The organism is Polynucleobacter sp. AP-Feld-500C-C5, assembly GCF_018882265.1.
Taxonomy (GTDB): Bacteria; Pseudomonadota; Gammaproteobacteria; order Burkholderiales; family Burkholderiaceae; genus Polynucleobacter.
The window spans coordinates 13,523-39,690 of sequence record NZ_JACVOW010000023.1; the positions used below are offsets into that span (position 1 = coordinate 13,523).

The window sequence follows — 26,168 nt, forward strand, 5'->3', positions numbered from 1 at the left end:
GCGCTTACCAAAAGATGGCCCATAAAATACCTAAGATCAGCACCCATTTGCTGATGTAATAAACGGAGCGATGTTTTGCTTTCAGTTTTTTTGCTTGTGCCCTAAGGTGATAAAAGTAGGTAAATAAGACATTCACAAAGCCCACTTTTTCGCCAGCAACGTTTTGTGAGGCTGCAGCACTCATCACATAGCGCCCAAACCAGCGATTGAGCAGCTGTACTACTTTTGTATAGACAGGGCGCTCAACGTCGCAAAACAAGACTATGCGTTGATGATCAGTTTCATTGGCTGCAAAATGAATATAGGTTTCATCAAACATGACCGCTTCACCATCTTTCCAGAAATAACGCTCTCCATCCACCTCAATAAAGCATTTGGGGTCATTGGGGGTCACTAATCCAATGTGATATCGCAGGGATCCAGCATAGGGGTCACGGTGCCGCACCAGTGTTGCTCCAGGTGGTAGGGAGGCAAACATGGCCGCCTTGATGGAGGGAATCGATTTGAGAAGGGCCACGGTTTTAGGGCAACTTGTTTGTGCTGATGGCAGATCTTTGCCGTACCAATAGAGGTGAAAACGTTTCCAGCCCGTCCTAAAGAAGGAATTAAAGCCAATATCGTTATAGCCAGTAGCAACTGCAATGGCACCATCTGCATTTAAAGAAAGCGCTTCTTGGCGAATAGTTTCCCAGTTATCTTTTAAAGGTTGCATTTCGGGAAACTGGTTTACAGGGATAAATGCGCTAGCTTTGACCTTGGAAAATAAATACAGTAAAGCATTGATCGGCGCCAACAAGACTTGATAGTCGGTGAGCGATCTCACCACTCCAAAACGTACTCTCCCTCTGAAATAGACATAAATTGCTGAGATTACAAATATAAAAAAAATGATGTGACGAGCTTGCATGCGATTTGCCAATCCAAAGTAATGACTAACATTTTAATTTGTATGGAAGTGTTTAATTGACTATTTCTTGTCCCTATATCCTCATATACTCAAGGAGAATCAATATGGTCACCCAGTTAGGGTTAATGAGGATATAGAGCGGAGAAGATCGTATGAATGGCTTTATAAAGTGGCTCTTAAGCCTTGTTTTAATTGGCTTAGTGGGGATTGCGGGATATACATGGTTGATGCTCACATGGAGTTATGGCAGCGGAGAGCGTGCTGGTTATGTGCAAAAATTCTCTAATCGAGGATATCTTTGCAAAACCTGGGAAGGTGAATTGGCGATGGTTTCCATGCCTGGAACGATGTCAGAAAAATTCCTCTTTACGGTGCGTGATGATGCCGTGGCACAAAAAATAAATGCTAATCTAGGCAAAAAAGTGGCTCTAAAATATGATCAACACATCGGATTGCCAACAACATGTTTTGGGGATACTGAATATTTTGTGTCTGGTATAGAGGTTCTGGAAGATTAATTTGTAGTTGTTTTAAAAATTGTTGTTACGCAGCTTTATTTTTGTAATTTTTTGTGGTTAAAATCATGCAAGCGCAATGTGCGCCGATATCAATATCTATAAGGAGCTTCACTTGAACAAAGCCGAACTAATCGCAGCGATTGCTGACGACGCGGAGATCTCTAAAGCCAAAGCAGAATTCGCATTGAATTCTGCAATTGAGAACATTATCAAAGCTGTTACTAAAGGCGATTCAGTACAACTGATCGGCTTCGGTACTTTCGCATCTGGTAAGCGTGCTGCACGTATGGGCCGTAATCCAAAAACTGGCGAGCCACTCAAAATCGCTGCTGCTAAAACTGTTAAGTTTTCTGCTGGTAAGGCATTTAAAGATTCAGTGAACAAGCGTAAGAAGTAATTCTTCCTTTGTTAATAAAAAAGCCCGGTACGCCGGGCTTTTTTATTTCCTGAAGAATATGATCTTCATGTATGCAACTTCTGCAATTTCTTGCTTAACTTTGCACTAAGCGGCGATGGCGATGAATGCTCATTAAGATGCCAGCACCAAACCCTAGCGTGACTAAAGCAGTGCCACCGTAACTAATAAAGGGTAATGGAACGCCCACCACTGGAAGTAGGCCGCTCACCATGCCAATATTCACAAAGGCGTAGGTAAAGAAAATCATAGTCACAGCAGCGCCTAGCAAACGAGTAAACAAATTGGGAGCGCTTGCAGAGATTGCTAAGCCTCGTTTAATGAGTGCAAAGAAAAGCCCAAGCAATACGAGGTTTCCAAGTAGGCCAAATTCTTCCGAGAAAACGGCAAAGACAAAGTCAGTGTGCTTTTCTGGAATGAATTCTAAGTGCGCTTGGGTTCCCTGAAACCAGCCTTTACCAAAAAATCCACCAGAGCCGATAGCAATCATCGATTGAATGGTGTGGAAGCCTTTGCCGAGAGGATCGCTGCTGGGGTCAAGCAATGTACAGATACGATTCTTTTGATAATTGTGTACAAATGGCCACGCTACATCATGCGCGCAGATGGTGCTGCCAAAAATAATAATCAGCAAGATGCCTACAACACCAATTCCTACAAAGGGCAGAATCCATTTCCATGGAAGGCCAGCAAGGATGATGACATAGAGTCCAGCGGCAGAAACTAACAAGGCAGTTCCAAGATCTGGTTGACGGGCAATTAAAAAAACGGGGATGGCTAAAATAACTCCAGCAACTCCATAATCCCAAGTCTTTTGAATTCCCTCGCGTTTTTGAAAGTACCAAGCAAGCATGAGTGGCATAGCGATCTTCATGATCTCGGAGGGTTGAATCACAATGCCAATATTGAGCCAGCGACGCGCACCCTTTTTAATTAATCCAAAGATGGCCACTGCAACTAAAAGCGTAACGCCAAGTCCATAAATCCAAACAGCCCCCATCTCTAACCACTTAGGGGGAATGCGAGACACTATCCACATCACCACAAAAGACAGCGCAAGATTACGTAACTCATCCCCAATTTGTACGGGAGTATTTTGACTTGCCGATAAAAAAGTAAAAAAGCCTACAGCCGCTAAGCCAAGTAAAATAAAGCCCAGCTGGCGATCTAATCCTGCAAAAAAACTAAAAAATAGTAATTGGATTTTTTTTATGGGGCTCTTTTCCACTCAGGAACCTCCTTAGGCCATTTGCCATCAATGTAGTAATCCAGGGCTTTCCGTGCGATTGGTGCGGCATGCTGTGCACCAAAGCCTGCATTCTCAACTACCATCGCGATCACAATCGTCGGTTTGTCTGCAGGCGCAAAAGCAATATATAAAGCGTGGTCACGCAAGAACTCTGCAGTAGAGCCATGCTTATACTCTTTTGAGTTCAGACTAAACACCTGTGCCGTTCCAGTCTTGCCTCCGGCAACATATCCTGCGCCCTTAAATGCTGCTGCAGATGTTCCAGAAACATTCACCTCAACCATCGCTTTTTTGATGATCTCAATATTCTCAGCATTCAGGTCAATGCGATAACTTTCTTTTGGAGTAGTGAGCACCCTGTTACGTGTAAAGGGATCCTCAATCGCTTTCACGAGATGAGGTTTCATCACAACGCCATTGTTAGCTAGGTTAGCCATAGCGTGAGAAAGCTGCAAAATAGTAAACGAGTTATAACCCTGACCAATGCCTAAGGAGATCGTTTCACCCTCGTACCATTTCTGCTGCTCTGGTTTTTTGAAAGTATTTTTCTTCCAATCGGTAGACGGCAGTACACCCTTGGATTCACCTTGCAAATCAATCCCGGTGATTTGTCCAAAACCAAGTGGTTTCATAAAGTCGTGCATCATGTTCACGCCCATGTCGCGAGCAAGCAAGTAGTAATAGGTGTCGCAAGACTCAACAATGGATTTCTGCATATCTACTGTGCCATGACCACCCTTCTTATCGTCGCGGAAGGTGTGGTTACCAAAATCAAAATAGCCCGGATCAAAAATCGTTTGTGATGGCGTACGTTTTTTATTCCCTAGAGCAGCTAAAGCCATGAACGGTTTGTAGGTGGAGCCTGGAGGATAAATTCCCTTTAGAGGACGGTTATAGAGTGGCTTTTGTGGAGAGTCATTTAACTCTTTCCAGGTTACTGAATCAATACCCTCAACGAAATCGTTTGGGTTGAAGTTAGGCTTAGAAACGAATGCCAATACATCACCAGTTTCAGGTTCAATAGCTACAAACGCACCACGAAAATTTCCATATAGCTGCTCAACCAAGTATTGCAACTTAATGTCCACCGACAGCACAATGTTTTTACCGGGCACTGATGGCGAGTTAGAAAGTGTTCTTACCGGTTTGCCGCCTGCAGTAATCTCCACTTGATCGTAGCCAGGTACGCCCCGCAAAACAGTTTCATAGCTTTGCTCTAGGCCAATCTTTCCAACGTACTGAATACCGGGCAAAAAGGAGGTTTGAAGAGCATCAGGATCATCTCCCTTTGAGTTCTCAATTTCGGCTTGCATACGCTCTTTATCACGCTGGGAAACTCGACCGATATAGCCAATGAGATGAGAGGCTAGCTCGTTATAGGGATATTCGCGAAAGCTTCTGGCGCGGATATCTACTCCAGGGAAACGGTAGCGATTTGCCATAAATCGAGCGGTTTCTGCCTCATTCAACATGGATCGCAGCGGAAAGGTGCCCATATTGCGAGAATCCTCTAAAGAGCGCTTGAAGTTGCGTCTATCTCGAGGGGAGATATCGATGATTTCAGAGAGCTCGTTAATGAGCTCATCGACATTTCCTTTAAGCTCTTCTGCGTTCACATCTAAGGTGAGGGCGGAGTAGTTTCTGCCAATGACGATGCCATTGCGATCAATGATCAACCCACGATTAGCGGGCGCCGGCACTAATGCAATGCGATTACTTTCTGCAAGTAAGGCATATTTGCCGTGACTGATGAGTTGCAGCCATACCAAGCGAGTCATTAAGATTAAAAAGCAAAACGTAACAAATAAGGTCGCAATGTGGATGCGCTCTTGAAATGAATCGAGATCAGGCTTTTTAAAAGAAACCATACAGCTTCTTAAAGAGGGCGATTGAGATCGACATCAATCGGACGGCGTTGTGGGGCCAACAAAATATTTGTGGCAATTGGCCACAGCAACGCTTCAATCAGCGCTTGAATAGCGCCTGTTAGGGCCCACCAATAAAGCTCTCCGCTCAGCATCCAATGCACCAGTACAGGAAACAAAGAAACTATTAAGAAAATGGGAAGAAGATGCAGTGCTTGCGATAGAACGTTAAGCGAAATGATGCGCCTATGCCAAGAAATGGCAATGTAAGCGACTAGCGAATAACTAAAAGCATGTAAGCCCAATAAGTCTGAGTTATGAACATCCATCATCAGGCCCAAGCCAAACGCCCAGATAACGCTGACATAGCGATGTTGGTGAATATTCCAAAATACGATACTGATGATTAGGAAGTCGGGGACCCAGCCGAAGTTTCCAAACGGTAAAAAATTTAATAACAGCGCACAAAATAAACTGAAGTAAATAAATAACGGACTGACTGGACGCAGGATATAGCCGCTTTGGTTATCAATCATTGCATGCCTCGCGCACGAGTTTGGCGACGACCTGGGTTATTGGTTAAAGGTGTGCCTGAGGCCGACTTATTGTTGAGGACTGGCGCCTTGGCATCAAATTGTGGGTCGTATAAAAAGGCGAGTGCCTGACGATAACGATTGACTGCGGCTACTGGTATGCAAAACACGTTAGAAGAGTTTTTATCAGCGTTACGCTCTATTTTGCTAATGACCGCTACCGCAAAGCCTGGAGGATAAATGCCATCAATTCCAGACGTCAGGAGGATGTCGCCAACTTCTAAATCGCTGGCAACAGGCAAATAACGTAATTCCAGAGGGTTGCCGCGCCCAGCCCCAAAAACAGCTGCGCGCAGGCCATTGCGAGCTACTTGGACGGGAACCGCAAAGTCACGGTCCTCTAAGAGTGATACTTCAGCAGAGCGCTCATATAGACGGACCACCTGGCCAAGAATGCCAGCATCATTGGCAATCGGGTTGCCTAGCTTGATGCCGTCATTGCTGCCGCGATTAATCACAATACGTTGTGAAATGGGGTTGGGCGGATTGAATAGAATTTCTACCGGCAAGGTTTTGAATGACACTTGTTTTTGCAGTGCCATCAACTCGCGTAAATTTTGATTCTCAACCATCAAGAACTCTGATTGATTCGCTAACAAAGACAGCTCTGCTTGGCGAGCTTTCATGACCTGATTTTCTTGATCAAGTGTAGAGCGAGTGGTGAAATATTCTGACGTTACTTCGATGACATTGCGAGGCGCCATCATGATGTACTCAAGAGGACGTAAAACTAAATTTATATTGTTGCGAATTGGGTCGAGCGCTTTAAAGCGAAAATCGATCAGCATCAATGCAATGCTGATCGACAGACAGACAATCAGTTTAAGTAAGGCTGGTATGCCCTGTCTGAAAAGTGGAGGAGCGGTATGTTGCAATGCCCTGATCGACGTGTATGTCGCTTACTCGTGCGAGAACACTCCGCCTAACTTATCCATGCGCTCAAGTGCAATGCCACAACCACGAGCTACGCAAGTTAATGGATCTTCTGGCACGTGAATAGGTAAACCAGTTTCTTCCAACAGGAGACGGTCAAGGTCGCGCAATAAGGCGCCACCGCCTGTTAGCATCATCCCGCGCTCAGCAATATCTGATGCCAACTCAGGTGGAATCTGCTCGAGAGCAGCTTTTACTGCAGTCACGATTTGATTTAATGGGTCAGTCAATGCCTCAAGAATTTCATTACTTGTTACGGTGAAGCTACGTGGAACGCCTTCTGAAAGATTGCGCCCCTTGACTTCCATTTCGCGTACTTCAGCGCCAGGGAAAGCAGAGCCAATGGTTTTCTTAATTAACTCAGCAGTTTGTTCGCCAATCAACATGCCGTAGTTACGTCGAATGTAATTGGTAATCGCTTCGTCAAACTTATCTCCACCAACACGAACAGAGCCTTTGTAAACCATGCCACCTAATGACATCACGCCAACTTCGGTGGTGCCTCCGCCGATATCAACCACCATGGAACCAGCAGCTTCAGAAACTGGCAGACCAGATCCAATGGCGGCTGCCATCGGTTCTTCAATCAGAAATACTTGCGATGCACCAGCGCCCAATGCAGATTCGCGAATCGCGCGACGCTCAACTTGAGTAGATCCGCAAGGAACGCAAATGATGATGCGTGGACTTGGTCTTAAAAGTTTGCTTTCATGCACAAGCTTGATAAATTGCTTGAGCATTTGTTCGGTAATGGTGAAGTCGGCAATCACACCATCTTTCATGGGACGAATTGCTTCAATATTGCCTGGTACGCGACCCAACATTGCTTTCGCCTCTTTTCCGACTGCCAAAATGGTTTTTTTGCCATTTGGTCCGCCTTCTTGACGAATCGCCACAACCGATGGCTCATCGAGGACAATACCCCGGTCACGCATATAAATTAAGGTATTTGCGGTTCCTAGATCGATGGCTAGGTCATTGGAAAAGTAGCTACGGAAAAAACTAAACATGATGTAGTGGGAAAATAGAAGGTGTTAATAAAAATATATAGGAATGATACTCTAGCGCCCCATGAAACTTGATGATGTTCAGCGCATTGCGCACCTTTCCAGGCTTGAGTTAAGCCAGGCAGAAGCTGAGGCAGTTTTGCCTCAATTGCAGGCTATTTTTTCCCTCGTTGAGGAAATGCAGGCTGTCGACACTAGTGGCTTAGAGCCGCTTGCGCACCCTATCTTATTTCTGAGGGAATTGGCACAGCCATTACGTGCTGACCAAGTAACAGAATCAGATCATCGTGCTGAAAACATGCAATCAGCCCCTGCTCAGCATGATGGCTACTTTTTGGTTCCAAAGGTGATTGAATGAGTTGGCACAACACACCTATTGCTTTGATGGCAAAAGCACTTGCTACTAAAGAGGTTTCTAGCATGGAGCTGACCCAGTATTTTTTAGACCGCATTGAGGCTGGAAAACAGTGGAATGCCTATATTGATGTGAATGCTCACTTAAGTTTAGAGCAAGCTAATAAAGCAGACTTGCTGATTTCGTCTGGAAAAGCTGGTAAGTTGACCGGTATCCCTGTTGCGCACAAAGATGTGTTCGTTACTCGTGGCTGGAAGTCGACCGCAGCATCCAAAATCTTGTCTGGATATCAAAGCCCTTTTGATGCCACCGTAGTGGCGAACTTGGGAATTCCGGATGAAAGTAACCCTCATGGCGCAGGCATGGTTTGCTTAGGCAAGACCAATATGGACGAGTTCGCCATGGGCTCTTCCAATGAAAACTCAGCTTATGGCCCAGTACTCAATCCTTGGAACTCTGCGCACGTTGCAGGCGGTTCTTCTGGTGGATCGGCTGCCGCAGTAGCAGCTGGCTTAGCTCCGATTGCTACAGGGACCGATACTGGGGGCTCGATTCGTCAGCCAGCCGCATTTTGTGGCTTAACTGGAATTAAGCCCACTTATGGGCGCGTTTCTCGTTACGGCATGATCGCCTATGCATCATCTTTAGATCAAGCAGGTCCGATGGGCAAAACTGCTGAAGATTGCGCACTACTACTTTCTGCCATGTCTTCGCACGATTCACGCGACTCGACCTCGCTCACAGATTCTGGGGAGGACTACGGTCGCTTTCTGAATCAAGCTTGGCAAGAAGGCAATGCCAATCCTGCAAAACCATTAGAGGGTTTGCGTATTGGTTTGCCAAAAGAATTTTTTGCAGAAGGTTTAGCTGTTGATGTAGCGAAATCTGTGAATGAAGCTGCCAAAACTTTAGCAAGTTTAGGCGCGAAGTTGGTTGAAGTCAGCTTGCCTAAAACCAAACTCTCAATACCGGTTTATTACGTTTTAGCTCCAGCAGAAGCCTCTAGTAATTTGAGTCGCTTTGATGGTGTGCGCTATGGTCATCGCGCTAGCGATTACAAAGATCTTGGTGATATGTATCAGAAGTCCCGCACCGAAGGTTTTGGGCCAGAAGTTAGACGTCGCATCTTGATTGGCACTTACGTTCTTTGTCATGGTTACTACGATGCCTATTACTTACAAGCACAAAAGATTCGTCGCATTATTGCCTCAGATTTTCAGGCGGCATTTAAGGAGTGTGATGTCATCCTTGGGCCCGTAGCACCTGATGTAGCCTGGCGTTTAGGTGAAAAATCAAAAGATCCAGTGCAAATGTATTTAGAAGATATTTATACACTTTCCACTAACTTAGCAGGCTTGCCCGCCATGAGTGCGCCCTGCGGATTTAATGCAAACAATTTACCAATTGGCATGCAGTTGATTGGTAACTATTTTTCTGAAGCACGTTTACTTCAAGTCGCCCATCAATATCAGCAAGCCAGTGATTGGCATTTGCGTCAAGCAAGTGAGGTGGTGTGATGCAATGGGAAGTCGTTATCGGTCTTGAGACCCACGCACAGCTACAAACCCAATCCAAGATTTTTAGTGGCGCAAGTACGCGCTTTGGTGCCCAACCAAACACCCAAGCATGTGCAGTAGATTTGGCGTTACCAGGTGTGTTACCAGTATTAAATCGCCAAGCAGTTGAGCATGCAATCCGTTTTGGATTGGCTGTTGGTGCAAAAATTTCACCGGCCAGTATTTTTGCGCGGAAGAATTATTTCTATCCTGATTTACCTAAGGGCTATCAAATTAGTCAGATGGAAATTCCAGTAGTTGTTGGCGGAAAAGTAGAAATTCTTGTAGGTGATGAAGTTAAGGTAGTTGAACTAACACGCGCCCACATGGAAGAAGATGCTGGCAAATCCGTGCATGAAGAGGGCTTTATTGGTCCCCATGGCGAGCCATCGAGTGGCATCGATTTAAATCGCGCAGGCACTCCACTACTAGAAATTGTGACTGAGCCTGTCATGCGCAGCGCTGCCGAAGCAGTGGCTTACGCAAAAGCGCTCCACACTTTGGTGGTTTGGTTGGGTGTCTGTGATGGCAATATGCAGGAAGGCTCATTCCGCTGTGATGCCAACGTATCAGTTCGTCCTAAAGGACAAGTAGAGTTTGGTACGCGTTGCGAGATTAAGAACTTAAACTCTTTCCGCTTCCTCGAAGAGGCGATTCAATATGAAGTGCGTCGTCAAATAGAATTAATTGAAGATGGTGGCACGGTTATTCAAGAAACGCGCTTGTATGATCCTGATCGCCAAGAGACGCGCAGTATGCGAAGCAAAGAAGATGCGAACGACTATCGCTACTTCCCGGATCCAGATTTATTACCAGTGGTGATTGATGATGCCTGGATCGCTCAGGTGCGAAGCGGTATGCCAGCTTTACCTACGCAGTTACGCGAGCAATGGCAAAGCGAGTATGGCTTGAGTGCTTACGATACGCAATTGCTGACTCAGGATCGCGATACTGCAAAAGTGTTTGAAGACTTATTAGTGATCGTTGGTAAACCTCTCGCAAAAGCAGCAGCCAATTTAATTGCCGGTGAATTTGCTTCGGCTGTAAATCGTGCAGGCATTGCGACTGCAGACGCGCCACTAAAGGCAGAGCACTTAGCGCCATTGCTGACTCGGGTTGCAGATGGCACCATCTCTAATAAGATTGCCAAAGATATTTTTGCAATTTTGTGGGAAGAGGCTGTTGCAGGTAAAGCCATGAGTACCGTTGACCATATTATTGATGCTAAGGGCCTTAAACAAATTAGTGATAGCGGCGCATTAGAGGCCATCATTGATCAAGTGTTGGCCGCTAATCAGAAGTCGGTTGAAGAGTTCCGCTCGGGTAAGGAGAAGGCCTTCAATGCGCTAGTGGGCCAAATTATGAAAGCCTCTCAGGGGAAAGCAAATCCTGGACAGGTCAACGATTTGTTGCGAAAAAAATTAAGTGAAGTAAGTTAATAAAGAGTAAGCCAAGAAAGAGATAGATGAGCGCGATTGATCCTAAGCAAATTGAGCAAGAAGAATTGGTTGCCGAGTGGTTGCGTGCAACACCCGGTTTCTTTGAGCGCTATGCCAATCTCTTTAATGAGATTCGGATTAAACATCCTCATGAGGACCGTACGATCTCTTTACAAGAGCGTCAGATGACCGTATTGCGCACCCAAAATCAAGAGCTCAATCGTCGTCTAAGCGAAATGTTGCACTTTGGTAGTCGTAACGATAAGACGCAACAAAGTTTAGTGGCTTGGTTGTTGCGTTTGATGAAGGCCAATAACAAGGCTGATATTGAAGGCGCTATTACGACGGGCTTGGCTGAAGTCTTTGAGGTGGAATCCGCACAATTGCTTTCGCCCAATTCAGCATTTGGTCCTTGGGTTGATACCCCCTTGTGCGGCTCAGCAAAAGAGTTGGCAGCGGCCAGTGTAGATTTGCTGGCAACGCAAACTACGATAAGTTCAGAGTGGCAAAGTATGGTGGCAATCGGCTTACCGCTGGGCAGGAGCATTGGGGTAAGCCAATCTCCCGCAGTACTGCTGTTAGCCAGCTATGATGAAACACGATTTACTGCAGACATGGGCGCTTTCTATTTGCGTCAAATTGCAGAACTCACTGCTGCAGCTTTGGATCGCATCCAGGCTTATGAAGCTAAAGCTGACTGAACTCCACCCCCTCATGCAAGAGTATTTGCATGAGTTACATGTGTTGCGGCAACTTTCTCAACATACCTTAAAAGCGTATGGCATGGATCTCAGCGATCTGCAAAATTTTGCCCTTGAAGATTCTGTTGATTTATTAAAAGTGAGTAATGCTCATATTCGTCGCTGGGCTGGTCGTTTGCATTCCAAAGAAAAGTCTTCTAGAAGTATTGCTCGTGCTCTGTCAGCATGGCGTGGTTGGTATGACTGGTTGACTGAAAAAGATACGCGGCGTGATGCACGTGCGGGCAAAGTGGCTAGCAATTTAATCGCAAATCCCGTTGATGATGTAAAGGCGCCTAAGCGTTTGAAGTCTTTACCCAAGGCCTTATCAGTTGAGCAAGCGCTTGCACTGGTAAATCAAGCCGTCAAAGAAGCAGACGAGAAAAAAGATCTGGAGTCTGTCAGAGATGCCGCCATCATTGATTTGCTGTATTCCTCTGGCTTGCGGCTATCAGAATTATTGGGTATCGATGTGATGCCAAGCAAAGATCGTCAGCATGAGTCTGCCGGCTGGCTAGATTGGGATGCTGCTGAAGTCACAGTTTTAGGTAAAGGTGGAAAAAGGCGTTCTGTGCCAGTGGGTTCGCCTGCAATGAAGTCTCTACTTTCTTGGCGAGAGCTACGTGATGCCGGTTCTTATCCCGAGCAATCGATTGCCTTATTTTTATCTGCGACTGGTAAGCGTTTATCGCCACGCACGGTGCAAGCGCGCCTGCGTATGCTAGCGATGCGGGCTGGGCTGCCAACTCATGTGCATCCTCACATGATGCGCCACAGTTTTGCAAGTCATGTTTTGCAATCCTCGCAGGATTTGCGTGCCGTGCAAGAAATGCTTGGGCATGCCAGCATCGCTAGCACTCAGATTTATACCTCTTTAGATTTCCAACACCTAGCTCAGGCATACGATAAAGCGCATCCTCGCGCAAAGGCTGGTAAAGGCTGAGGAACTCGGTAATATAGTGGGTTTCCCACTTTGGGAAAGCATTACATCTCGATTTTGATTGGATCATTCATGGCATTAATTCCAGTAACCATATTGACGGGCTTTTTGGGAAGCGGCAAAACCACTTTGTTGAAACACATCCTCACTGAAGATCACGGCAAAAAAATTGCAGTGATTGAGAATGAATTCGGCGAAGAGAATATTGACAATGACATCTTGGTTCAAGATCACGAAGAGAATATTGTGCAAATGAGCAATGGTTGTATTTGCTGCACGATTCGTGGCGATCTTGTTGAGGCCCTCAATGCGCTATGGGAGCAGCGTAAAGATAAGAAGATTAGTTTTGACCGGGTTGTGATTGAAACCACGGGCGTCGCTAATCCAGGCCCTGTCGCGCAAACCTTCTTTATGGATGACGATGTTGCTAACCACTATGTACTCGACGCAGTCGTTACTTTGGTAGACGCTAAGCATGGCCAGCAGCAACTGACCGAACATGAAGAGGCTCAGCGCCAGGTAGGCTTTGCAGATCAGATCTTTATTACTAAGACAGACTTGGTTTCTCCTGCTGAAGTAGAGGCCCTGCGCGGTCGCTTAATGCATATGAATCCTAGAGCCCCAATCAGTGCTATTTCCAAGGGCGTAGTGCCTTTGAATGCCGTCTTAGATCTCAAGGGCTTCAATCTCAATGCCAAGCTGAATATTGACCCCCATTTCTTAGAGCAGGATGATCACGACCATGCCGATTGCGGACATGACCACTCCCATGACCACGATCACAGTACCTGTGGCCACGACCATAGTCATGACCATCACCACCATGGCCATGCCGGCCACACAGATCGCATCCAATCCTTTGTTTTTCGTAGTGATAAACCCTTTGATCACCAAAAGCTAGAAGACTTCCTTGGAGGCATTTTGGAGGTGTTTGGTGAAAAGATGCTGCGTTATAAAGGCGTGCTTTATGTAAAGGGCAGCAATCGAAAAGTAGTGTTCCAGGGCGTTCATCAGATGATGGGCAGCGATTTGGCTGGTCCTTGGGGTGCTGAGCCTAAACAAACCCGGATGGTCTTCATAGGCATTGATTTACCTAAGGACGTTCTATTGGCTGGGCTTGAGGGATGTTTGGTCTAGAAAGATTCGGGTACAATCCGCCGCCATGGTCAAGATTGGTAAATATTCAAGAATATTGATTGAAGGACTGTAAAAGTTTGGCAGAATGAGGCAATAATGCTTCAAATCTAGGAAAGAATGAGATGACGGTAAAAACAGCAACAAAACCTGCAAGCGCTACAAAAGCGAGCAGCAAAGCTACTAGCGCTAAAGCAGTCAAGGGCGCACCTTTAACAGAAGCAGAATTGCTCAAGATGTCCGACAAGGACTACATGAGCGCTGCCCAGTTAGATTTTTTCCGTCAAAAATTGCTTACGCTCAAAGAAGACATTTTAAAAAATGCATCTGAAACCACTGAGCACTTGCGTGAGAATATTCTGGTTCCTGATCCAGCTGATCGCGCGACTATCGAAGAAGAGCATGCCTTGGAATTACGCACCCGTGATCGTGAGCGCAAATTGTTGAAAAAAGTAGAACAAGCGCTTGGACGCATTGAGTCTGGCGACTATGGTTGGTGCGAAGAAACGGGGGAGCCAATCGGCTTGAACCGTTTAATTGCAAGGCCTACAGCCAATTTATCTCTTGAGGCTCAAGAGCGTCGCGAACTCCGTCAAAAATTATTTGGCGAATAAATCCTATTTGTAATGACTAAGCATTTACCTGCTCTAAGCGATATCCCGCCTTTATTAAAGGCGGAGATTCTTGCCGAAGCGCTGCCATACATTCGTCAGTATCACGGCAAGACGATCGTAATTAAGTATGGTGGCAATGCTATGGTTGAGGAGCGTCTTAAAGAAAGTTTTGCCCGCGACGTTATTTTGTTGAAGTTAGTCGGCATGAATCCTGTGGTGGTTCATGGTGGCGGGCCGCAAATTGATGAAGCATTGAAGAAAATTGGTAAAGCAGGAACCTTTATCCAAGGTATGCGTGTCACAGACGAAGAAACGATGGAAGTCGTGGAATGGGTTCTTGGTGGCGAGGTTCAGCAAGATATCGTGATGCTGATTAATCACTTTGGTGGACAAGCGGTTGGCTTGACTGGCAAAGATGGTGGACTCATCCATGCCAAGAAAATGATGATTCCAAGTGAAACAGAGCCAGGTAAAAAAGTGGACATCGGTTTTGTGGGTGAGATTGAGGCGATTAATCCAGCAGTAGTGAAGGCTTTGCAGGACGATGCTTTCATTCCGGTGATTTCGCCGATTGGCTTTAGTGCAGAAGGTCAAGCTTTCAACATTAATGCAGATTTAGTGGCTGGCAAGATGGCTGAAATCCTTCATGCAGAGAAGTTGGTCATGATGACTAATATTCCTGGTGTCATGGATAAGAGTGGCAAGTTATTAACCGATTTAACCGCACGAGAAATTGATGCCTTATTTGCTGATGGCACGATCTCTGGGGGTATGTTGCCAAAGATTTCTTCCGCTTTAGATGCAGCTAAAAGTGGCGTGAACTCAGTACACATCATTGATGGCCGAATTGAGCATTCTTTGTTATTAGAAATTCTGACTGAACAAGCGTTCGGTACGATGATTCGTTCTAGATAAGTACATAGCCATGCGTGAATCTCTAGAGCCAGCCGATATCGACAGCAATCATACTGACGCTGGTAAAACACGCAAGCGACCACGTCCTGGCGAGCGTCGTCTACAGATTCTTCAAGTCCTTGCAGAAATGTTGCAAAACCCGCGGGGTGAGCGCGTAACGACTGCTGCTTTAGCTGCCAAGATAGAGGTTTCTGAGGCGGCTCTGTACCGCCATTTTGCGAGTAAAGCGCAGATGTTTGAAGGCTTGATTTCTTTCATTGAGCAGACTGTTTTTGGTTTGATCAATCAGATCAATCAAAAAGAAGAATCTGGACTTGCTCAAGCGCGTGGTATTTTGCAAATGCTCTTATTCTTTGCTGAAAAAAATCCTGGAATGACTCGTGTTTTATTGGGCGATGCTTTATTGCAAGAAGATGATCGACTGCAAGAGCGCATTACTCAAGTGCTAGATCGCGTAGAAGCATCGCTAAAGCAATCCTTGCGTATTGCCCAAACCCAGGGCGGTACATGGGCTCAACTAGGCCAGGAAGAAGTGAGCATTCGTGCTGCGATGTTGATGAGTTTTGTTTTAGGTCGTTGGCATCGATTTGCCCGTAGCGGCTTTAAGAAATTGCCAACGGATGCGTCTGATGTTAGTTTGCGCCTGCTCTTGTCAGAATGAGCGAGCTATACCTCTCTAGAAACACCATTCATTTTGCCGAGCCCCTGCCTTTGCAGAGTGGTGCCTTATTGTCTGGCTATGACTTAGTTATTGAGACCTACGGCAAGCTTAATGCTGATAAAACTAATGCAGTATTAATTTGCCATGCGCTCAATGCATCCCATCATGTAGCGGGACCAAGTCCTGACGATCCTAAGGATATTGGTTGGTGGGATAACATGATTGGCCCCGGCAAGCCGGTTGATACAAATCATTTTTTTGTAATTGGTGTCAATAATTTAGGCTCCTGCTTTGGCTCTACCGGTCCCATGAGTATTAATCCAGCTACTGGTAAACCTTATGGTGCAGATTTTCCAGTAGTCACTGTTGAGGATTGGGTAAACACCCAGGCGCGTTTGGCAGACAAGTTGGGTATTCGAAAGTTTGCCGCAGTCATGGGCGGAAGTTTGGGCGGGATGCAGGCGATGGCTTGGGCCATTCAATTTCCTAAGCGTCTTGAGCACTGCGTTGTGATTGCTTCGACTCCAAAGTTAAGCGCTCAGAACATTGCGTTTAATGAGGTGGCACGAAATGCGATTCTGTCTGATCCCGATTTTCATGGTGGTAATTATTACGAGCACGGTGTCGTGCCCAAGCGGGGCTTGCGTTTAGCGCGGATGGTTGGTCACATCACTTATTTATCTGATGATGACATGGCCGAGAAATTTGGGCGTGAGTTACAGCGCCCTCATGGGGAATCAAACGACTATCGCTTTAGTTTTGATGTTGAGTTTGAGGTTGAAAGTTATTTGCGTCATCAGGGGGATAAGTTTTCTACCTACTTTGATGCCAATACCTATTTGTTGATCACGCGTGCTTTAGATTATTTTGATCCTTCGCGTCGCTACGATGGCAGTTTGAATCGCGCCTTAGCCGAAGTGCAAGCCAAATTTTTGGTAGTGAGTTTTTCTACCGATTGGCGCTTTCCGCCCAATCGTAGTCGCGAGATTGTTCAATCTCTCTTAAGCAATAAGAGCGAAGTGACCTATGCCGAGATTGATGCACCTCATGGCCATGATGCCTTCCTGTTAGATGATCAGCGATATCACAATTTGGTGAGAGCTTATTTCAAGCAAATGCGTGAGGTTCAATCATGACCATGAATCAGCGTACCGATTTTGCTGCTATAGCCAATTGGATTGCGCCTAATAGCCAGGTGCTTGACTTAGGTTGTGGTGACGGTAGTTTCTTAGAGTTTTTGCAGAAGCAAAAACCGGTTCATGCTTATGGTGTAGAGATTGATGATGCACGCGTATTATCTTGCGTGCAAAAAGGTTTAAACGTTATTCAACAAGACTTAGAGGGCGGTTTGGCGCTCTTTGAAGATAACAGCTTTGATACGGTCGTGTTGTCACAGACAGTGCAAACCATTCATCAAACGGAAAAGATTTTGCGTGAAGTGGTACGTGTCGGTAAAGAATCAATTGTGTCATTTCCGAATTTTGCCCATTGGTCGCATCGCTTGGCAGTTGGCTTGGGCCGTATGCCTGTTTCTAAGAGCTTGCCTTACCAGTGGTACAACACTCCGAACGTACGGGTGTTAACTGTAGCTGACTTTGAAAAGTTAGCCTCTAGTATTGGTCTCAAAGTGATTGATCAATGCATTTTGCATGACGGTCGACAAGTGACTCTAATGCCAAATTTATTCGGCAGCTTGGCTTTATTTCGTGTCAGCCGTGCATAGGGTAATAATCCCAAGGTGTTAAGTGCAGTTCAATCTTGGCTAAAGGATTTTCGGGTATACCTCGAATGGCCATGTTTGCGAATGCTGTTTCTGGGCTTCTCCGCTGGCTTGCCTCTTTTACTGATTCTAGGAACTTTAAGTTTTTGGTTGCGTGAAGCAGGCATTGATCGCAGCACGATTGGATATCTCACTTGGGTTGGCTTGATCTACGCATTCAAATGGGTTTGGGCGCCATTAGTGGATCGTGTGCAAATTCCTTTTTTGACTAAGTTGCTGGGGCGCAGAAGAAGTTGGTTGCTTTTTGCGCAAGCGCTCATTATTTTGGGTCTTGTAGGAATGTCTTCTTTAGATCCCAGGCTGGCGCTGAACTCCATTGTTTGGTGCGCACTGCTCGTGGCATTTGGTTCGGCGACTCAAGATATTGCTTTAGATGCTTTCCGCATTGAATCAGCTAATAGTGATCATCAAGCCGCCTTGGCGGCTACTTACCAAACAGGCTATCGACTGGCGTTGATTTGGGCGGGTGCGGGCGTATTGTGGCTCGCTGCAAGAGCTGAAACAGGCAGTGGTTATGACGCTAGTGCCTGGCAATTCGCTTATCTTTGTATGGCCGCCTCCATTGGTGTTGGCGTATTCACTACGCTATTAAGTACTGAGCCAGCACGCTATGAATTAGCCAAAGCGCGTAATGCTAAAGCATGGCTTTATCAAACCTTGATAGAACCTTTTGCAGAATTCATCACCCGCTATCGTTGGCATGCGATTTTGATTTTGTCACTCATCGCAATCTATCGTATTAGCGATGTCGTAATGGGCATTATGGCTAATCCATTTTATGTCGATATGGGCTATACCAAAGATGAAGTAGCGGCAGTCAGTAAAGTGTTTGGTGTCGTGATGACTTTAGTTGGTGCATTTGTAGGTGGCGTCCTCACTCTGCGATTTGGCGTCTTACGAATTTTGTTTTTAGGGGCAGTACTGTCTGCCGTAAGCAATTTACTGTTTGCTTGGCTTGCCACCCAAGGCCATGATTTACATGGTTTGATTTGGGTAATCTCGGCTGATAACTTAAGCTCGGGTATTGCTAGCGCTGCCTTTATTGCTTTCTTATCATCGCTGACAAATATTCGTTATTCAGCTACTCAATACGCACTCTTTAGTTCGATGATGTTGTTGCTGCCTAAATGGCTTGCAGGCTTCTCGGGTGTATTTGTTGACAGCTTCGGGTACCAGGCTTTTTTCTATGGCACTGCGATCATTGGTGCCCCTGTCCTCATTCTGATTTGGGCAACGATTCACTTTAAGGTTGTGCAGATTAAAAAAGATGGGGAGTAATTTTCTTCTTTTTAATACTTAAAGCTTCCAGTCATAGTCGACCGTCAGCGGGGCGTGATCTGAAAAGCGCTCATCTTTATAGACTGCTGTTTTCTTGGCAGTAGTAGCAATGCCTGGTGTGCTGATCTGATAGTCAATGCGCCACCCCACATTTTTAGCATAGGCTTGACCGCGGTTACTCCACCAGGTGTAGCAAGACTCTCCGGTTTTGGGTTCTAGTTTGCGATACACATCTACATAACCGATCTTGTCAAAGAGATTAGTGAGCCACGCTCGCTCCTCTGGAAGGAAGCCAGAATTTTTAACATTACCTTTCCAGTTTTTTAAATCGATCTCGTGATGTGCAATATTGACGTCGCCGCAGAGTACGATTTCTCTCCCGGATTTTTTGAGTTTAATAAGGTAAGGTAAGAAGCTATCGAGGTAACGATATTTGGCTTCTTGACGCTCGGGAGAGCTTGAGCCTGATGGCATATAAACCGAGATTACTGATAACCCCTTGTATCTGGCTTCTACGTAACGCCCTTCAGCATCAAACTCATCATTGCCATAGCCGTAGAGAACCTCATCAGGCTTATGAGGCGTATAGATGCCGCAGCCACTATAGCCTTTCTTCTCGGCATGATGAAAGAAGCCATGCATGCCGTCAGGATTGAGGATGGCATCTTCTAGATCATCTTTCTGAGCCTTGAGCTCTTGCATGCAAATGAAATCTGCTTTTTGCTTCATAGCCCATGGTAGAAAGCCTTTTTTGACTGCAGAACGGATACCGTTGAGGTTCGCGGAAATGATGCGTAACATGTAGTCCTATGAGCTCAAATAATTCAAATCAAGATAACTTTATTCGTTTTGCCTTGGAGGCAAAGGTTTTGTCCTTCGGAGAGTTTAAAACTAAAGCCGGTAGACTCTCGCCTTATTTCTTTAACGCGGGCGGATTTGATGACGGTACTCGCTTAGGCGCCTTGGGTCGTTATTACGCTAAGGCCCTGCAAGAATCCAAACTTCCATTTGACATGCTCTATGGCCCTGCCTACAAAGGCATTACTTTGGCAGCCGCTACTGCAATTGCTTTGGCTGACGACGGGATTAATGTGCCTTATGCCTATAACCGCAAAGAAGCCAAAGATCATGGTGAGGGTGGGGTATTGGTGGGTGCGCCAGTGAAAGGCAGGGTCGTGATTGTTGATGATGTTATTTCTGCAGGCACCTCTGTCAGAGAGTCCGTAGAGCTTATTCGCAAAGCAGGAGCGGAACCTGCGGCCGTCTTGATTGCCTTAGACCGTATGGAAAGATCCGGAACTGCAACAGAGCTTGGCGATCAGTCGGCGGTGCAAGCGGTTGAGCAAGAATTTAACTTGCCAGTCATTTCAATTGCGAACTTGACTGGCTTAATGTCTTTCTTAACTGCTTCAAGCGATGCTCAGTTAACAAATTATTTGCCGGCAGTAAAAGCCTATCGCGAAAAATACGGCATCTAAGAAAACAGAAAGCTAGCTTAGATTTCTGTTTCACCTTCAAATACGGTAACAGCTGGTCCAGTCATGATGACGGGCTGAGTAATGTTATTGACGATCCCGCCCCAGGCAATTTGAAGATCGCCACCGCGGGTATGAACCTTCACTGGCGAGTCTAATAAACCCCTGCGAATGCCCGAAACTACAGCTGCGCAAGCACCAGTACCGCAGGCCAAAGTTTCTCCTGCACCACGTTCGTATACGCGTAATTTAATTTCATTGCGATTAACAGCCTGCATGTAGCCCACATTTACCTTTTTTGGAAACGCAGGGTGTTTTTCAATTTCGGGCCCTTCTTCAAGAACAGGTGCGCTACCAATATCACTTACGACTTGTACGGCATGGGGATTGCCCATAGATACAACACCAACAAAACTATCGTGTGTTGCAGGGTGATCTAGGGGAAGGGCATAAAGCGTTTCATGAAACTCTTGCATGCTTGCTAAACCGTTGGTATCAAATGGGATTTGGCTAGGCTCAAAAATTGGTGCACCCATATCTACCTCAACCTGCCCATCTGGATAAGATTTAAGCGAGAGAATAGTGTGTGCAACTTCGACACGTAAAGGATTTTTAGTGGATAAGCCTTGATCTAATACGAAGCGCACAAAACAACGCGAGCCATTGCCGCATTGCTCTACTTCGCCACCGTCTGCATTAAAAATCCGATATTTAAAATCCGCATCGGGTCTGGTAGCTTTTTCCACCAAGAGAATTTGATCAGCACCAATGCCAAATTGACGATGGGCTAGTGATTGCCACTGCTCGCATGTGATGCCGCTGAGGTCTTGATCGATGCCATTGAGCACGATAAAGTCATTACCAGCACCATGCATTTTGGTGAAGCGAAGTTTGCGTCCAGTGTTGGCTTGATGGGTGCTCAAAATATCTCTTTAATCGTAAAGGCTAGCCTCACCAGGAGGGCGATGCTTAAAGCGTTTATGAACCCAATAGTACTCTGCTGGTCTTTCTCGAACAAGTTCTTCAATATATAGATTAAGACGAGCTGTATCTTTTTCTACATCATCGCTTGGAAAGTTGGGCAAAGGTTCACTGATATTGCAGGTATAGCCTTTGCGATCTTGATTTAGCGTAGTGGTCATTAAACACACCTCGGCTCCGCTCAACCTGGCAAGGCGTGATACGGAAGTGATAGTGTTGGCTTGAATACCGAAGAAAGGGACAAAGACTGAGTCTCTTGGCCCCAAATCAATATCAGGAGCAATAAAAATAAAATTACCTGTCTGAATTTCACGAATGAGATCGCGCAGTCGACTTTGTCTTTCAATCGATTTGCCACCAAAGCGATTTCTCCATTCAATCATTTTTTGATTGAAGAAAGGGTTCTTCATATTTTGGTAGAGGCCTGCACCCCTTGGCCAATCATGCTGGTTAGCCAGTACAGAGAGCGCCATAAAACCACCCTCAAGGCCAACAAAGTGGGGGTTGATGAGTAGGCGTGGCTTGCGATCACCCAAGGTAATGGTAGAATTTATCGTGACGATATCGGTGATTTGATTGCCGCTGCCAAGCCAAATTCGGCTTCTCTCCAATACGCTGCGACCAAATAATTTCCAGTGCTCCAGCGCAAGTTGATCAATTTCCACTTCGCTCAGATTGGGAAAACACAGTCGCAAATTCGTTTTAACAACCTGGGCGCGACTATTGGGTATATGGGCTGCCAACCAACCAAGTCCATAGCCCACATAAATCGTGATGGTGTATGGCAGAAAGGCAAATAAGCGCAATAAGCTAAGCGCTAAGAAATTGAAGAGGTTGGATAACCAGGTCATCTCAAAAATAATAAATTGATTAAACGCTGGGCGGCAATTCTGCACCGGCTGGATGCTTATAGCGGTTGTAAGACCAAATAAATTGTTCTGGTGCAACCAAAATCGCGTTTTCAATCGAAGTGTTTAATTCTTTGACCGCAATATTGGCATCGTCTGAAAACGGATCTAAACGTTTGGCGTCAATCGTCCATCCTTTGCCCAGCGAGTTTCTTCTGGCTGTAAACATGACTGCAGGAGTGTTGTGGCGATTCGCAAGACGAATTGGCAAGGTGGTTGTGTAGGCAGGACGTTCAAAAAAATGAGCCCAAATGCCATCACCGCCGCTTGGTACCTGATCGGGAAGGATGGCGATTGCCTCTCCTTTGGAAAGCGCCCGCGTCATTTGGCGGACGCCGTTGAGATTAGTTGGGACAAAATGCATGTTAGGGAAGGCGCGACCTGCCTCAACAACTTCATTAAGCCATTCTTGGCGAGATGGGCGGTACATGATGGTTGCTGGGTAATGGTTTGCAAGATAGCGAGGAATGATTTCAAAGCCACCTAGATGTGGACAGAGAATGATCATGCCCTTACCTTCAGACATGGCATCCTGTACGACATTCCAGTTGTGCACGGCGGTGATTGCTAATGCTTTTTTGGGATTGCGCCAGATCCACAGGCTATCTGAAAACAGCATGCCCGATGCGCGCACTGCTTCCCAGAGTTTGAAAGGGAGTTTGCGAGCATTCACTACAGCTTCGTATTGAGGCTTAAATAATGAGCGATATTGTTTTGAGCCCAAATAAGCCAAAAGACCCAAAATTGCGCCAAATACCTGCACTACTGCTAGGGGCAGCACAGAGATGATGTTGAGACCGAAATTCAAAAGGATTTTTCGCACCCTCCAATGATATTCAATGCGGCTGTAGAGACCAAATTTAAGTGCCTCTTGATGGATTACACCCTTTTCAGATAGAATTACGTTATCGCCGAGTTAAGACAACTTGCAGGGCGATTCAAAAATTCTGCTAAAGCGTCGCCGTTGTAGTTCCTGGCACGTCGAGTTGTCCTACAGATCGTGTTAATTTTTAAAGGAATATGCAATGGCAAATGATTACTTCTTCACCTCAGAATCTGTTTCTGAAGGCCACCCCGATAAAGTAGCAGACCAAATTTCTGATTCGATTTTGGATGCCATTTTGGCCCAAGATCCAACAGCACGCGTCGCCGCTGAAACTTTGTGTAATACCGGCTTAGTAGTGCTTGCTGGTGAAATTACTACTAACGCTAACGTTGACTACATTCAAGTGGCTCGCAATACTTTGCGTGAAATTGGCTACGACAATACCGCCTACGGCATTGATTACAAAGGATGCGCTGTATTAGTTGCTTATGACAAGCAAAGTCCAGATATTGCGCAAGGCGTTGATAAGGCACATGATGATGGTTTAGATCAAGGCGCTGGCGATCAAGGCTTAATGTTTGGTTATGCTTGTGATGAGACGGCTGAGCTTATGCCTTTGCCAATTCACTTATCACACCGTTTGGTTGAGCGTCAATCTCAATTGCGTCGTGATGGCCGTTTGACATGGTTGCGCCCAGATGCCAAGTCACAAGTGACATTACGTTATGTGGACGGTAAGCCTGACTCAATTGATACGGTTGTACTGTCTACTCAGCATGATGAAGATATTTCTCTTGAAAAATTGCGTGAAGCAGTCATCGAAGAAATCATCAAACCAGTATTGCCAAAGCATTTGATCAAAGGCGCGATTAATTTCTTGGTCAATCCTACTGGCCGTTTCGTTATTGGTGGCCCACAAGGCGATTGCGGTTTAACTGGTCGCAAAATTATTGTGGATACCTACGGCGGTGCAGCCCCTCACGGTGGTGGCGCATTCTCTGGTAAAGATCCATCTAAGGTTGATCGCTCTGCGGCCTATGCCGGTCGTTATGTGGCTAAGAACGTCGTTGCTGCCGGTTTAGCAAGCAAGTGTTTGATCCAGATCTCTTACGCTATTGGCGTTGCAAAACCAACTTCAGTGATGGTGAGTACTTATGGCACTGGCAAGATCTCTGATGAGAAGATTGCGCAATTAGTATCTGAGCACTTTGATTTGCGTCCAAAAGGGATTGTGAAAATGCTGAACCTCTTGCGCCCAATCTATCGCAAGACGGCTGCTTACGGCCACTTTGGTCGTGAAGAGCCGGAATTTACTTGGGAACAGACTGATAAGGCCACTGCATTACGTGCTGCTGCAGGTCTATAAGTACTAAAGCTACTTAGAAAGCCTTCAAAAGCAGTTTATAGATGGATTGAGGCGAAATATGGAGAAATTGATTACAATTTCTCCATACCTTCAAGGAGCGTTGCAAGGAATGTTGAGATCCAGCATTTCCCCAGGCTTGGAGGGAGTAAGTTCTAGGGCAACCTCCAGAATTTGCTTATTGCAACTGCGCTCGCTAACCCATGATTCAACGGCTAGCGAGTTTGCACTCCAGCATTGGATCGTTTTTAGCTGGAGCATTGATGAATACCGTTTCTGATTTAAATAATTTTGTTGCCACCCGTTGCGCAATTGCCGATATTTCTTTAGCTGACTTTGGCCGTAAAGAAATTGCGATTGCTGAAACTGAAATGCCTGGCTTGATCGCTATTCGTGATGAGTTTTCAGCGCAACAGCCATTACGCGGTGCCCGTATCACTGGTTCATTGCACATGACCATTCAAACCGCAGTATTGATTGAGACCCTAGAGGCTCTCGGAGCCCAAGTTCAATGGGCTTCTTGCAATATTTTCTCAACACAAGATCATGCTGCAGCTGCAATTGCTGCCAATGGCACGCCAGTCTATGCCATTAAGGGTGAGACCCTTGAGCAATATTGGGATTTCACCCATCGTATTTTTGAATGGGCTGACGGCGGTTATACCAATATGATTTTGGATGACGGTGGCGATGCGACTTTGTTATTGCACCTCGGCGCACGTGCTGAAAAAGATCAAGCTTGCTTGAATCACCCCACTAGCGAAGAAGAAACCATTTTGTTCTCTGCCATCAAGAAAAAATTGGCACAAGATCCAACTTGGTATTCCACGCGCTTGGAAAAAGTAAAGGGCGTTACAGAAGAGACGACTACAGGTGTACATCGGCTGTATCAAATGTTTGCTAAGGGCGATTTGAAATTCCCTGCAATCAACGTGAACGACTCCGTTACCAAGAGCAAGTTCGACAACCTCTATGGTTGCCGCGAGTCTTTAGTTGATGCGATCAAGCGTGCTACCGACGTCATGGTTGCCGGTAAGGTTGCAGTAGTTTGTGGTTATGGCGATGTGGGCAAAGGTTCGGCCCAAGCATTGCGTGCTTTGTCTGCTCAAGTTTGGGTTACCGAAGTGGATCCGATTTGTGCATTACAAGCAGCTATGGAAGGCTATCGTGTTGTGACCATGGATTACGCTGCTGACAAAGCAGATATCTTTGTTTCTGCAACAGGTAACTACCATGTGATTACACATGACCATATGGTGAAGATGAAGAATCAAGCGATCGTTTGTAACATTGGCCACTTTGATAACGAGATCGACGTTGCCGGCATCGAAAAATACAAATGGGAAGAGATCAAGCCACAAGTTGACCATGTGATTTTCCCGGCTGCCAATGGCCAACCTGAAAAGCGCATCATCATTTTGGCCAAGGGCCGTTTGGTAAATCTAGGTTGCGGCACAGGACATCCCTCTTATGTCATGAGCTCATCATTTGCAAACCAAGTGATCGCGCAAATCGAATTGTGGAATGCGGTAGGTACAGATAAATACCCAATCGGTGTATATACATTGCCTAAGCATTTGGATGAGAAGGTTGCACGTTTACAGCTCAAGACTCTCAATGCAGAGTTAACGGTGTTGTCTGATCAGCAGGCTTCCTACATTGGTGTAACGAAGGAAGGCCCATTTAAGGCTGACCACTATCGTTATTAATCCATTC

The 26,168-nt window shown here is 45.9% G+C and carries 27 protein-coding genes and 1 riboswitch; of the genes, 17 read left to right on the plus strand and 10 right to left on the minus strand.

From position 1 onward, the window contains the following. Nucleotides 1-4 precede the first annotated feature (4 nt). Nucleotides 5-907 carry an aspartyl/asparaginyl beta-hydroxylase domain-containing protein gene (locus ICN21_RS07800; protein ID WP_215296004.1) on the minus strand — a complete coding sequence of 301 codons (903 nt, stop codon included), beginning with the start codon at nucleotides 905-907 and terminating at the stop codon, nucleotides 5-7. 152 nt (nucleotides 908-1,059) lie between these two features. On the opposite strand from ICN21_RS07800, the gene ICN21_RS07805 reads away from it, so the two are divergent. Together ICN21_RS07805 and ICN21_RS07810 are read left to right on the plus strand one after the other, a co-directional pair. Beyond that, nucleotides 1,060-1,425, plus strand: a complete 366-nt coding sequence (locus ICN21_RS07805; protein ID WP_215296003.1) for a hypothetical protein — start codon at nucleotides 1,060-1,062, stop codon at nucleotides 1,423-1,425. Nucleotides 1,426-1,537: 112 nt separating this feature from the next. After that, nucleotides 1,538-1,822, plus strand: coding sequence for an HU family DNA-binding protein (locus tag ICN21_RS07810; protein ID WP_087908896.1), 285 nt, complete (start codon nucleotides 1,538-1,540; stop codon nucleotides 1,820-1,822). Nucleotides 1,823-1,916: 94 nt separating this feature from the next. On the opposite strand, the gene rodA is transcribed toward ICN21_RS07810, so the two are convergent. The 5 genes from rodA to ICN21_RS07835 are packed head-to-tail and all read right to left on the minus strand — an operon-like array spanning nucleotide 1,917 to nucleotide 7,490. Further along, nucleotides 1,917-3,068 (minus strand): rod shape-determining protein RodA, encoded by a 1,152-nt coding sequence (gene rodA, locus ICN21_RS07815; RefSeq protein WP_216178013.1) that lies wholly within the window; start codon nucleotides 3,066-3,068, stop codon nucleotides 1,917-1,919. Next, complete coding sequence (mrdA, locus tag ICN21_RS07820) at nucleotides 3,050-4,957, minus strand: penicillin-binding protein 2 (RefSeq protein ID WP_216178014.1); 1,908 nt, start codon at nucleotides 4,955-4,957, stop codon at nucleotides 3,050-3,052. The genes rodA and mrdA overlap by 19 nt, the downstream gene beginning before the upstream one ends. An 8-nt stretch (nucleotides 4,958-4,965) precedes the next feature. Next, complete coding sequence (gene mreD / locus ICN21_RS07825) at nucleotides 4,966-5,490, minus strand: rod shape-determining protein MreD (RefSeq protein ID WP_215296000.1); 525 nt, start codon at nucleotides 5,488-5,490, stop codon at nucleotides 4,966-4,968. Next, nucleotides 5,487-6,422, minus strand: coding sequence for a rod shape-determining protein MreC (gene mreC, locus ICN21_RS07830; protein ID WP_216178015.1), 936 nt, complete (start codon nucleotides 6,420-6,422; stop codon nucleotides 5,487-5,489). Before mreC ends, mreD begins: the two co-directional genes overlap by 4 nt. A gap of 24 nt (nucleotides 6,423-6,446) precedes the next feature. Continuing rightward, nucleotides 6,447-7,490 carry a rod shape-determining protein gene (locus ICN21_RS07835; RefSeq protein WP_215295998.1) on the minus strand — a complete coding sequence of 348 codons (1,044 nt, stop codon included), beginning with the start codon at nucleotides 7,488-7,490 and terminating at the stop codon, nucleotides 6,447-6,449. A 61-nt stretch (nucleotides 7,491-7,551) separates the two neighbouring features. Between ICN21_RS07835 and gatC the strand changes: the two genes are divergently transcribed. The 12 genes from gatC (at nucleotide 7,552) to ICN21_RS07895 (ending at nucleotide 18,899) form a co-directional block, all read left to right on the plus strand. Then, nucleotides 7,552-7,845 (plus strand): Asp-tRNA(Asn)/Glu-tRNA(Gln) amidotransferase subunit GatC, encoded by a 294-nt coding sequence (gene gatC / locus ICN21_RS07840; protein WP_215295997.1) that lies wholly within the window; start codon nucleotides 7,552-7,554, stop codon nucleotides 7,843-7,845. Next, nucleotides 7,842-9,359 carry an Asp-tRNA(Asn)/Glu-tRNA(Gln) amidotransferase subunit GatA gene (gene gatA / locus ICN21_RS07845; protein ID WP_216178016.1) on the plus strand — a complete coding sequence of 506 codons (1,518 nt, stop codon included), beginning with the start codon at nucleotides 7,842-7,844 and terminating at the stop codon, nucleotides 9,357-9,359. Before gatC ends, gatA begins: the two co-directional genes overlap by 4 nt. Next, on the plus strand, nucleotides 9,359-10,837 hold the full coding sequence (gene gatB, locus ICN21_RS07850) for an Asp-tRNA(Asn)/Glu-tRNA(Gln) amidotransferase subunit GatB (RefSeq protein ID WP_216178017.1): 1,479 nt from the start codon (nucleotides 9,359-9,361) through the stop codon (nucleotides 10,835-10,837). Before gatA ends, gatB begins: the two co-directional genes overlap by 1 nt. Before the next feature lie 26 nt (nucleotides 10,838-10,863). Further along, entirely contained in the window at nucleotides 10,864-11,538 is a 675-nt protein-coding gene (locus ICN21_RS07855) for a DUF484 family protein (protein ID WP_216178018.1), read from the plus strand. Continuing rightward, a complete protein-coding gene (locus ICN21_RS07860) occupies nucleotides 11,519-12,520 on the plus strand; it encodes a tyrosine recombinase XerC (protein ID WP_215319275.1) in 1,002 nt (333 codons plus the stop codon). The genes ICN21_RS07855 and ICN21_RS07860 overlap by 20 nt, the downstream gene beginning before the upstream one ends. Before the next feature lie 69 nt (nucleotides 12,521-12,589). After that, complete coding sequence (locus ICN21_RS07865) at nucleotides 12,590-13,654, plus strand: GTP-binding protein (protein WP_216178019.1); 1,065 nt, start codon at nucleotides 12,590-12,592, stop codon at nucleotides 13,652-13,654. A gap of 233 nt (nucleotides 13,655-13,887) precedes the next feature. Beyond that, on the plus strand, nucleotides 13,888-14,265 hold the full coding sequence (gene dksA, locus ICN21_RS07870; protein WP_215297529.1) for an RNA polymerase-binding protein DksA: 378 nt from the start codon (nucleotides 13,888-13,890) through the stop codon (nucleotides 14,263-14,265). Between the two features lie 12 nt (nucleotides 14,266-14,277). After that, on the plus strand, nucleotides 14,278-15,180 hold the full coding sequence (gene argB, locus ICN21_RS07875) for an acetylglutamate kinase (RefSeq protein ID WP_215295991.1): 903 nt from the start codon (nucleotides 14,278-14,280) through the stop codon (nucleotides 15,178-15,180). A 10-nt stretch (nucleotides 15,181-15,190) separates the two neighbouring features. Next, nucleotides 15,191-15,841, plus strand: a complete 651-nt coding sequence (slmA, locus tag ICN21_RS07880) for a nucleoid occlusion factor SlmA (protein WP_215295990.1) — start codon at nucleotides 15,191-15,193, stop codon at nucleotides 15,839-15,841. Next, nucleotides 15,838-16,977 carry a homoserine O-acetyltransferase gene (locus ICN21_RS07885; RefSeq protein ID WP_216178020.1) on the plus strand — a complete coding sequence of 380 codons (1,140 nt, stop codon included), beginning with the start codon at nucleotides 15,838-15,840 and terminating at the stop codon, nucleotides 16,975-16,977. The genes slmA and ICN21_RS07885 overlap by 4 nt, the downstream gene beginning before the upstream one ends. Beyond that, complete coding sequence (gene metW / locus ICN21_RS07890; protein WP_215319270.1) at nucleotides 16,974-17,564, plus strand: methionine biosynthesis protein MetW; 591 nt, start codon at nucleotides 16,974-16,976, stop codon at nucleotides 17,562-17,564. The genes ICN21_RS07885 and metW overlap by 4 nt, the downstream gene beginning before the upstream one ends. Before the next feature lie 15 nt (nucleotides 17,565-17,579). Then, nucleotides 17,580-18,899 (plus strand): MFS transporter, encoded by a 1,320-nt coding sequence (locus ICN21_RS07895; RefSeq protein ID WP_216178021.1) that lies wholly within the window; start codon nucleotides 17,580-17,582, stop codon nucleotides 18,897-18,899. An 18-nt stretch (nucleotides 18,900-18,917) separates the two neighbouring features. Here ICN21_RS07895 and ICN21_RS07900 read toward each other — a convergent pair whose 3' ends face one another. Next, nucleotides 18,918-19,700 carry an exodeoxyribonuclease III gene (locus ICN21_RS07900; protein ID WP_216178022.1) on the minus strand — a complete coding sequence of 261 codons (783 nt, stop codon included), beginning with the start codon at nucleotides 19,698-19,700 and terminating at the stop codon, nucleotides 18,918-18,920. 8 nt (nucleotides 19,701-19,708) lie between these two features. Here ICN21_RS07900 and pyrE point away from each other — a divergent pair, with 8 nt between their 5' ends. Continuing rightward, nucleotides 19,709-20,377, plus strand: a complete 669-nt coding sequence (gene pyrE, locus ICN21_RS07905) for an orotate phosphoribosyltransferase (protein ID WP_216178023.1) — start codon at nucleotides 19,709-19,711, stop codon at nucleotides 20,375-20,377. 17 nt (nucleotides 20,378-20,394) lie between these two features. Here the strand turns inward: pyrE and dapF are convergent, their stop codons facing one another. Genes dapF through ICN21_RS07920 form a run of 3 tightly spaced genes read right to left on the minus strand, consistent with a single transcriptional unit; the run spans nucleotide 20,395 to nucleotide 23,071 of the window. Continuing rightward, nucleotides 20,395-21,249 carry a diaminopimelate epimerase gene (gene dapF, locus ICN21_RS07910; protein WP_216178148.1) on the minus strand — a complete coding sequence of 285 codons (855 nt, stop codon included), beginning with the start codon at nucleotides 21,247-21,249 and terminating at the stop codon, nucleotides 20,395-20,397. Nucleotides 21,250-21,306: 57 nt separating this feature from the next. Continuing rightward, a complete protein-coding gene (locus tag ICN21_RS07915; RefSeq protein WP_216178024.1) occupies nucleotides 21,307-22,206 on the minus strand; it encodes a lipid A biosynthesis acyltransferase in 900 nt (299 codons plus the stop codon). A 19-nt stretch (nucleotides 22,207-22,225) separates the two neighbouring features. Then, entirely contained in the window at nucleotides 22,226-23,071 is an 846-nt protein-coding gene (locus ICN21_RS07920; protein ID WP_255534264.1) for a lipid A biosynthesis acyltransferase, read from the minus strand. A gap of 217 nt (nucleotides 23,072-23,288) precedes the next feature. Between ICN21_RS07920 and metK the strand changes: the two genes are divergently transcribed. After that, the gene (metK, locus tag ICN21_RS07925) at nucleotides 23,289-24,455 is read left to right on the plus strand and encodes a methionine adenosyltransferase (RefSeq protein ID WP_216178025.1); all 1,167 of its coding nucleotides are present in this window, start codon (nucleotides 23,289-23,291) and stop codon (nucleotides 24,453-24,455) included. Between the two features lie 86 nt (nucleotides 24,456-24,541). Next, a riboswitch (S-adenosyl-L-homocysteine riboswitch) is annotated at nucleotides 24,542-24,654 on the plus strand. A 61-nt stretch (nucleotides 24,655-24,715) separates the two neighbouring features. Further along, on the plus strand, nucleotides 24,716-26,161 hold the full coding sequence (ahcY, locus tag ICN21_RS07930; RefSeq protein ID WP_216178150.1) for an adenosylhomocysteinase: 1,446 nt from the start codon (nucleotides 24,716-24,718) through the stop codon (nucleotides 26,159-26,161). The last annotated feature ends 7 nt before the right edge of the window (nucleotides 26,162-26,168 follow it).

Bases quoted from the DNA above. Each gene is read 5' to 3' on its own strand.
- ICN21_RS07800 (WP_215296004.1), bottom strand. From the start codon at position 907: ATGCAAGCTCGTCACATCATTTTTTTTATATTTGTAATCTCAGCAATT.
- ICN21_RS07805 (WP_215296003.1), top strand. From the start codon at position 1,060: ATGAATGGCTTTATAAAGTGGCTCTTAAGCCTTGTTTTAATTGGCTTA.
- mrdA (WP_216178014.1), bottom strand. From the start codon at position 4,957: ATGGTTTCTTTTAAAAAGCCTGATCTCGATTCATTTCAAGAGCGCATC.
- mreD (WP_215296000.1), bottom strand. From the start codon at position 5,490: ATGATTGATAACCAAAGCGGCTATATCCTGCGTCCAGTCAGTCCGTTA.
- ICN21_RS07835 (WP_215295998.1), bottom strand. From the start codon at position 7,490: ATGTTTAGTTTTTTCCGTAGCTACTTTTCCAATGACCTAGCCATCGAT.
- gatC (WP_215295997.1), top strand. From the start codon at position 7,552: ATGAAACTTGATGATGTTCAGCGCATTGCGCACCTTTCCAGGCTTGAG.
- gatA (WP_216178016.1), top strand. From the start codon at position 7,842: ATGAGTTGGCACAACACACCTATTGCTTTGATGGCAAAAGCACTTGCT.
- gatB (WP_216178017.1), top strand. From the start codon at position 9,359: ATGCAATGGGAAGTCGTTATCGGTCTTGAGACCCACGCACAGCTACAA.
- ICN21_RS07855 (WP_216178018.1), top strand. From the start codon at position 10,864: ATGAGCGCGATTGATCCTAAGCAAATTGAGCAAGAAGAATTGGTTGCC.
- ICN21_RS07860 (WP_215319275.1), top strand. From the start codon at position 11,519: ATGAAGCTAAAGCTGACTGAACTCCACCCCCTCATGCAAGAGTATTTG.
- ICN21_RS07865 (WP_216178019.1), top strand. From the start codon at position 12,590: ATGGCATTAATTCCAGTAACCATATTGACGGGCTTTTTGGGAAGCGGC.
- dksA (WP_215297529.1), top strand. From the start codon at position 13,888: ATGTCCGACAAGGACTACATGAGCGCTGCCCAGTTAGATTTTTTCCGT.
- argB (WP_215295991.1), top strand. From the start codon at position 14,278: ATGACTAAGCATTTACCTGCTCTAAGCGATATCCCGCCTTTATTAAAG.
- slmA (WP_215295990.1), top strand. From the start codon at position 15,191: ATGCGTGAATCTCTAGAGCCAGCCGATATCGACAGCAATCATACTGAC.
- ICN21_RS07885 (WP_216178020.1), top strand. From the start codon at position 15,838: ATGAGCGAGCTATACCTCTCTAGAAACACCATTCATTTTGCCGAGCCC.
- metW (WP_215319270.1), top strand. From the start codon at position 16,974: ATGACCATGAATCAGCGTACCGATTTTGCTGCTATAGCCAATTGGATT.
- ICN21_RS07900 (WP_216178022.1), bottom strand. From the start codon at position 19,700: ATGTTACGCATCATTTCCGCGAACCTCAACGGTATCCGTTCTGCAGTC.
- pyrE (WP_216178023.1), top strand. From the start codon at position 19,709: ATGAGCTCAAATAATTCAAATCAAGATAACTTTATTCGTTTTGCCTTG.
- dapF (WP_216178148.1), bottom strand. From the start codon at position 21,249: ATGCATGGTGCTGGTAATGACTTTATCGTGCTCAATGGCATCGATCAA.
- ICN21_RS07915 (WP_216178024.1), bottom strand. From the start codon at position 22,206: ATGACCTGGTTATCCAACCTCTTCAATTTCTTAGCGCTTAGCTTATTG.
- metK (WP_216178025.1), top strand. From the start codon at position 23,289: ATGGCAAATGATTACTTCTTCACCTCAGAATCTGTTTCTGAAGGCCAC.
- ahcY (WP_216178150.1), top strand. From the start codon at position 24,716: ATGAATACCGTTTCTGATTTAAATAATTTTGTTGCCACCCGTTGCGCA.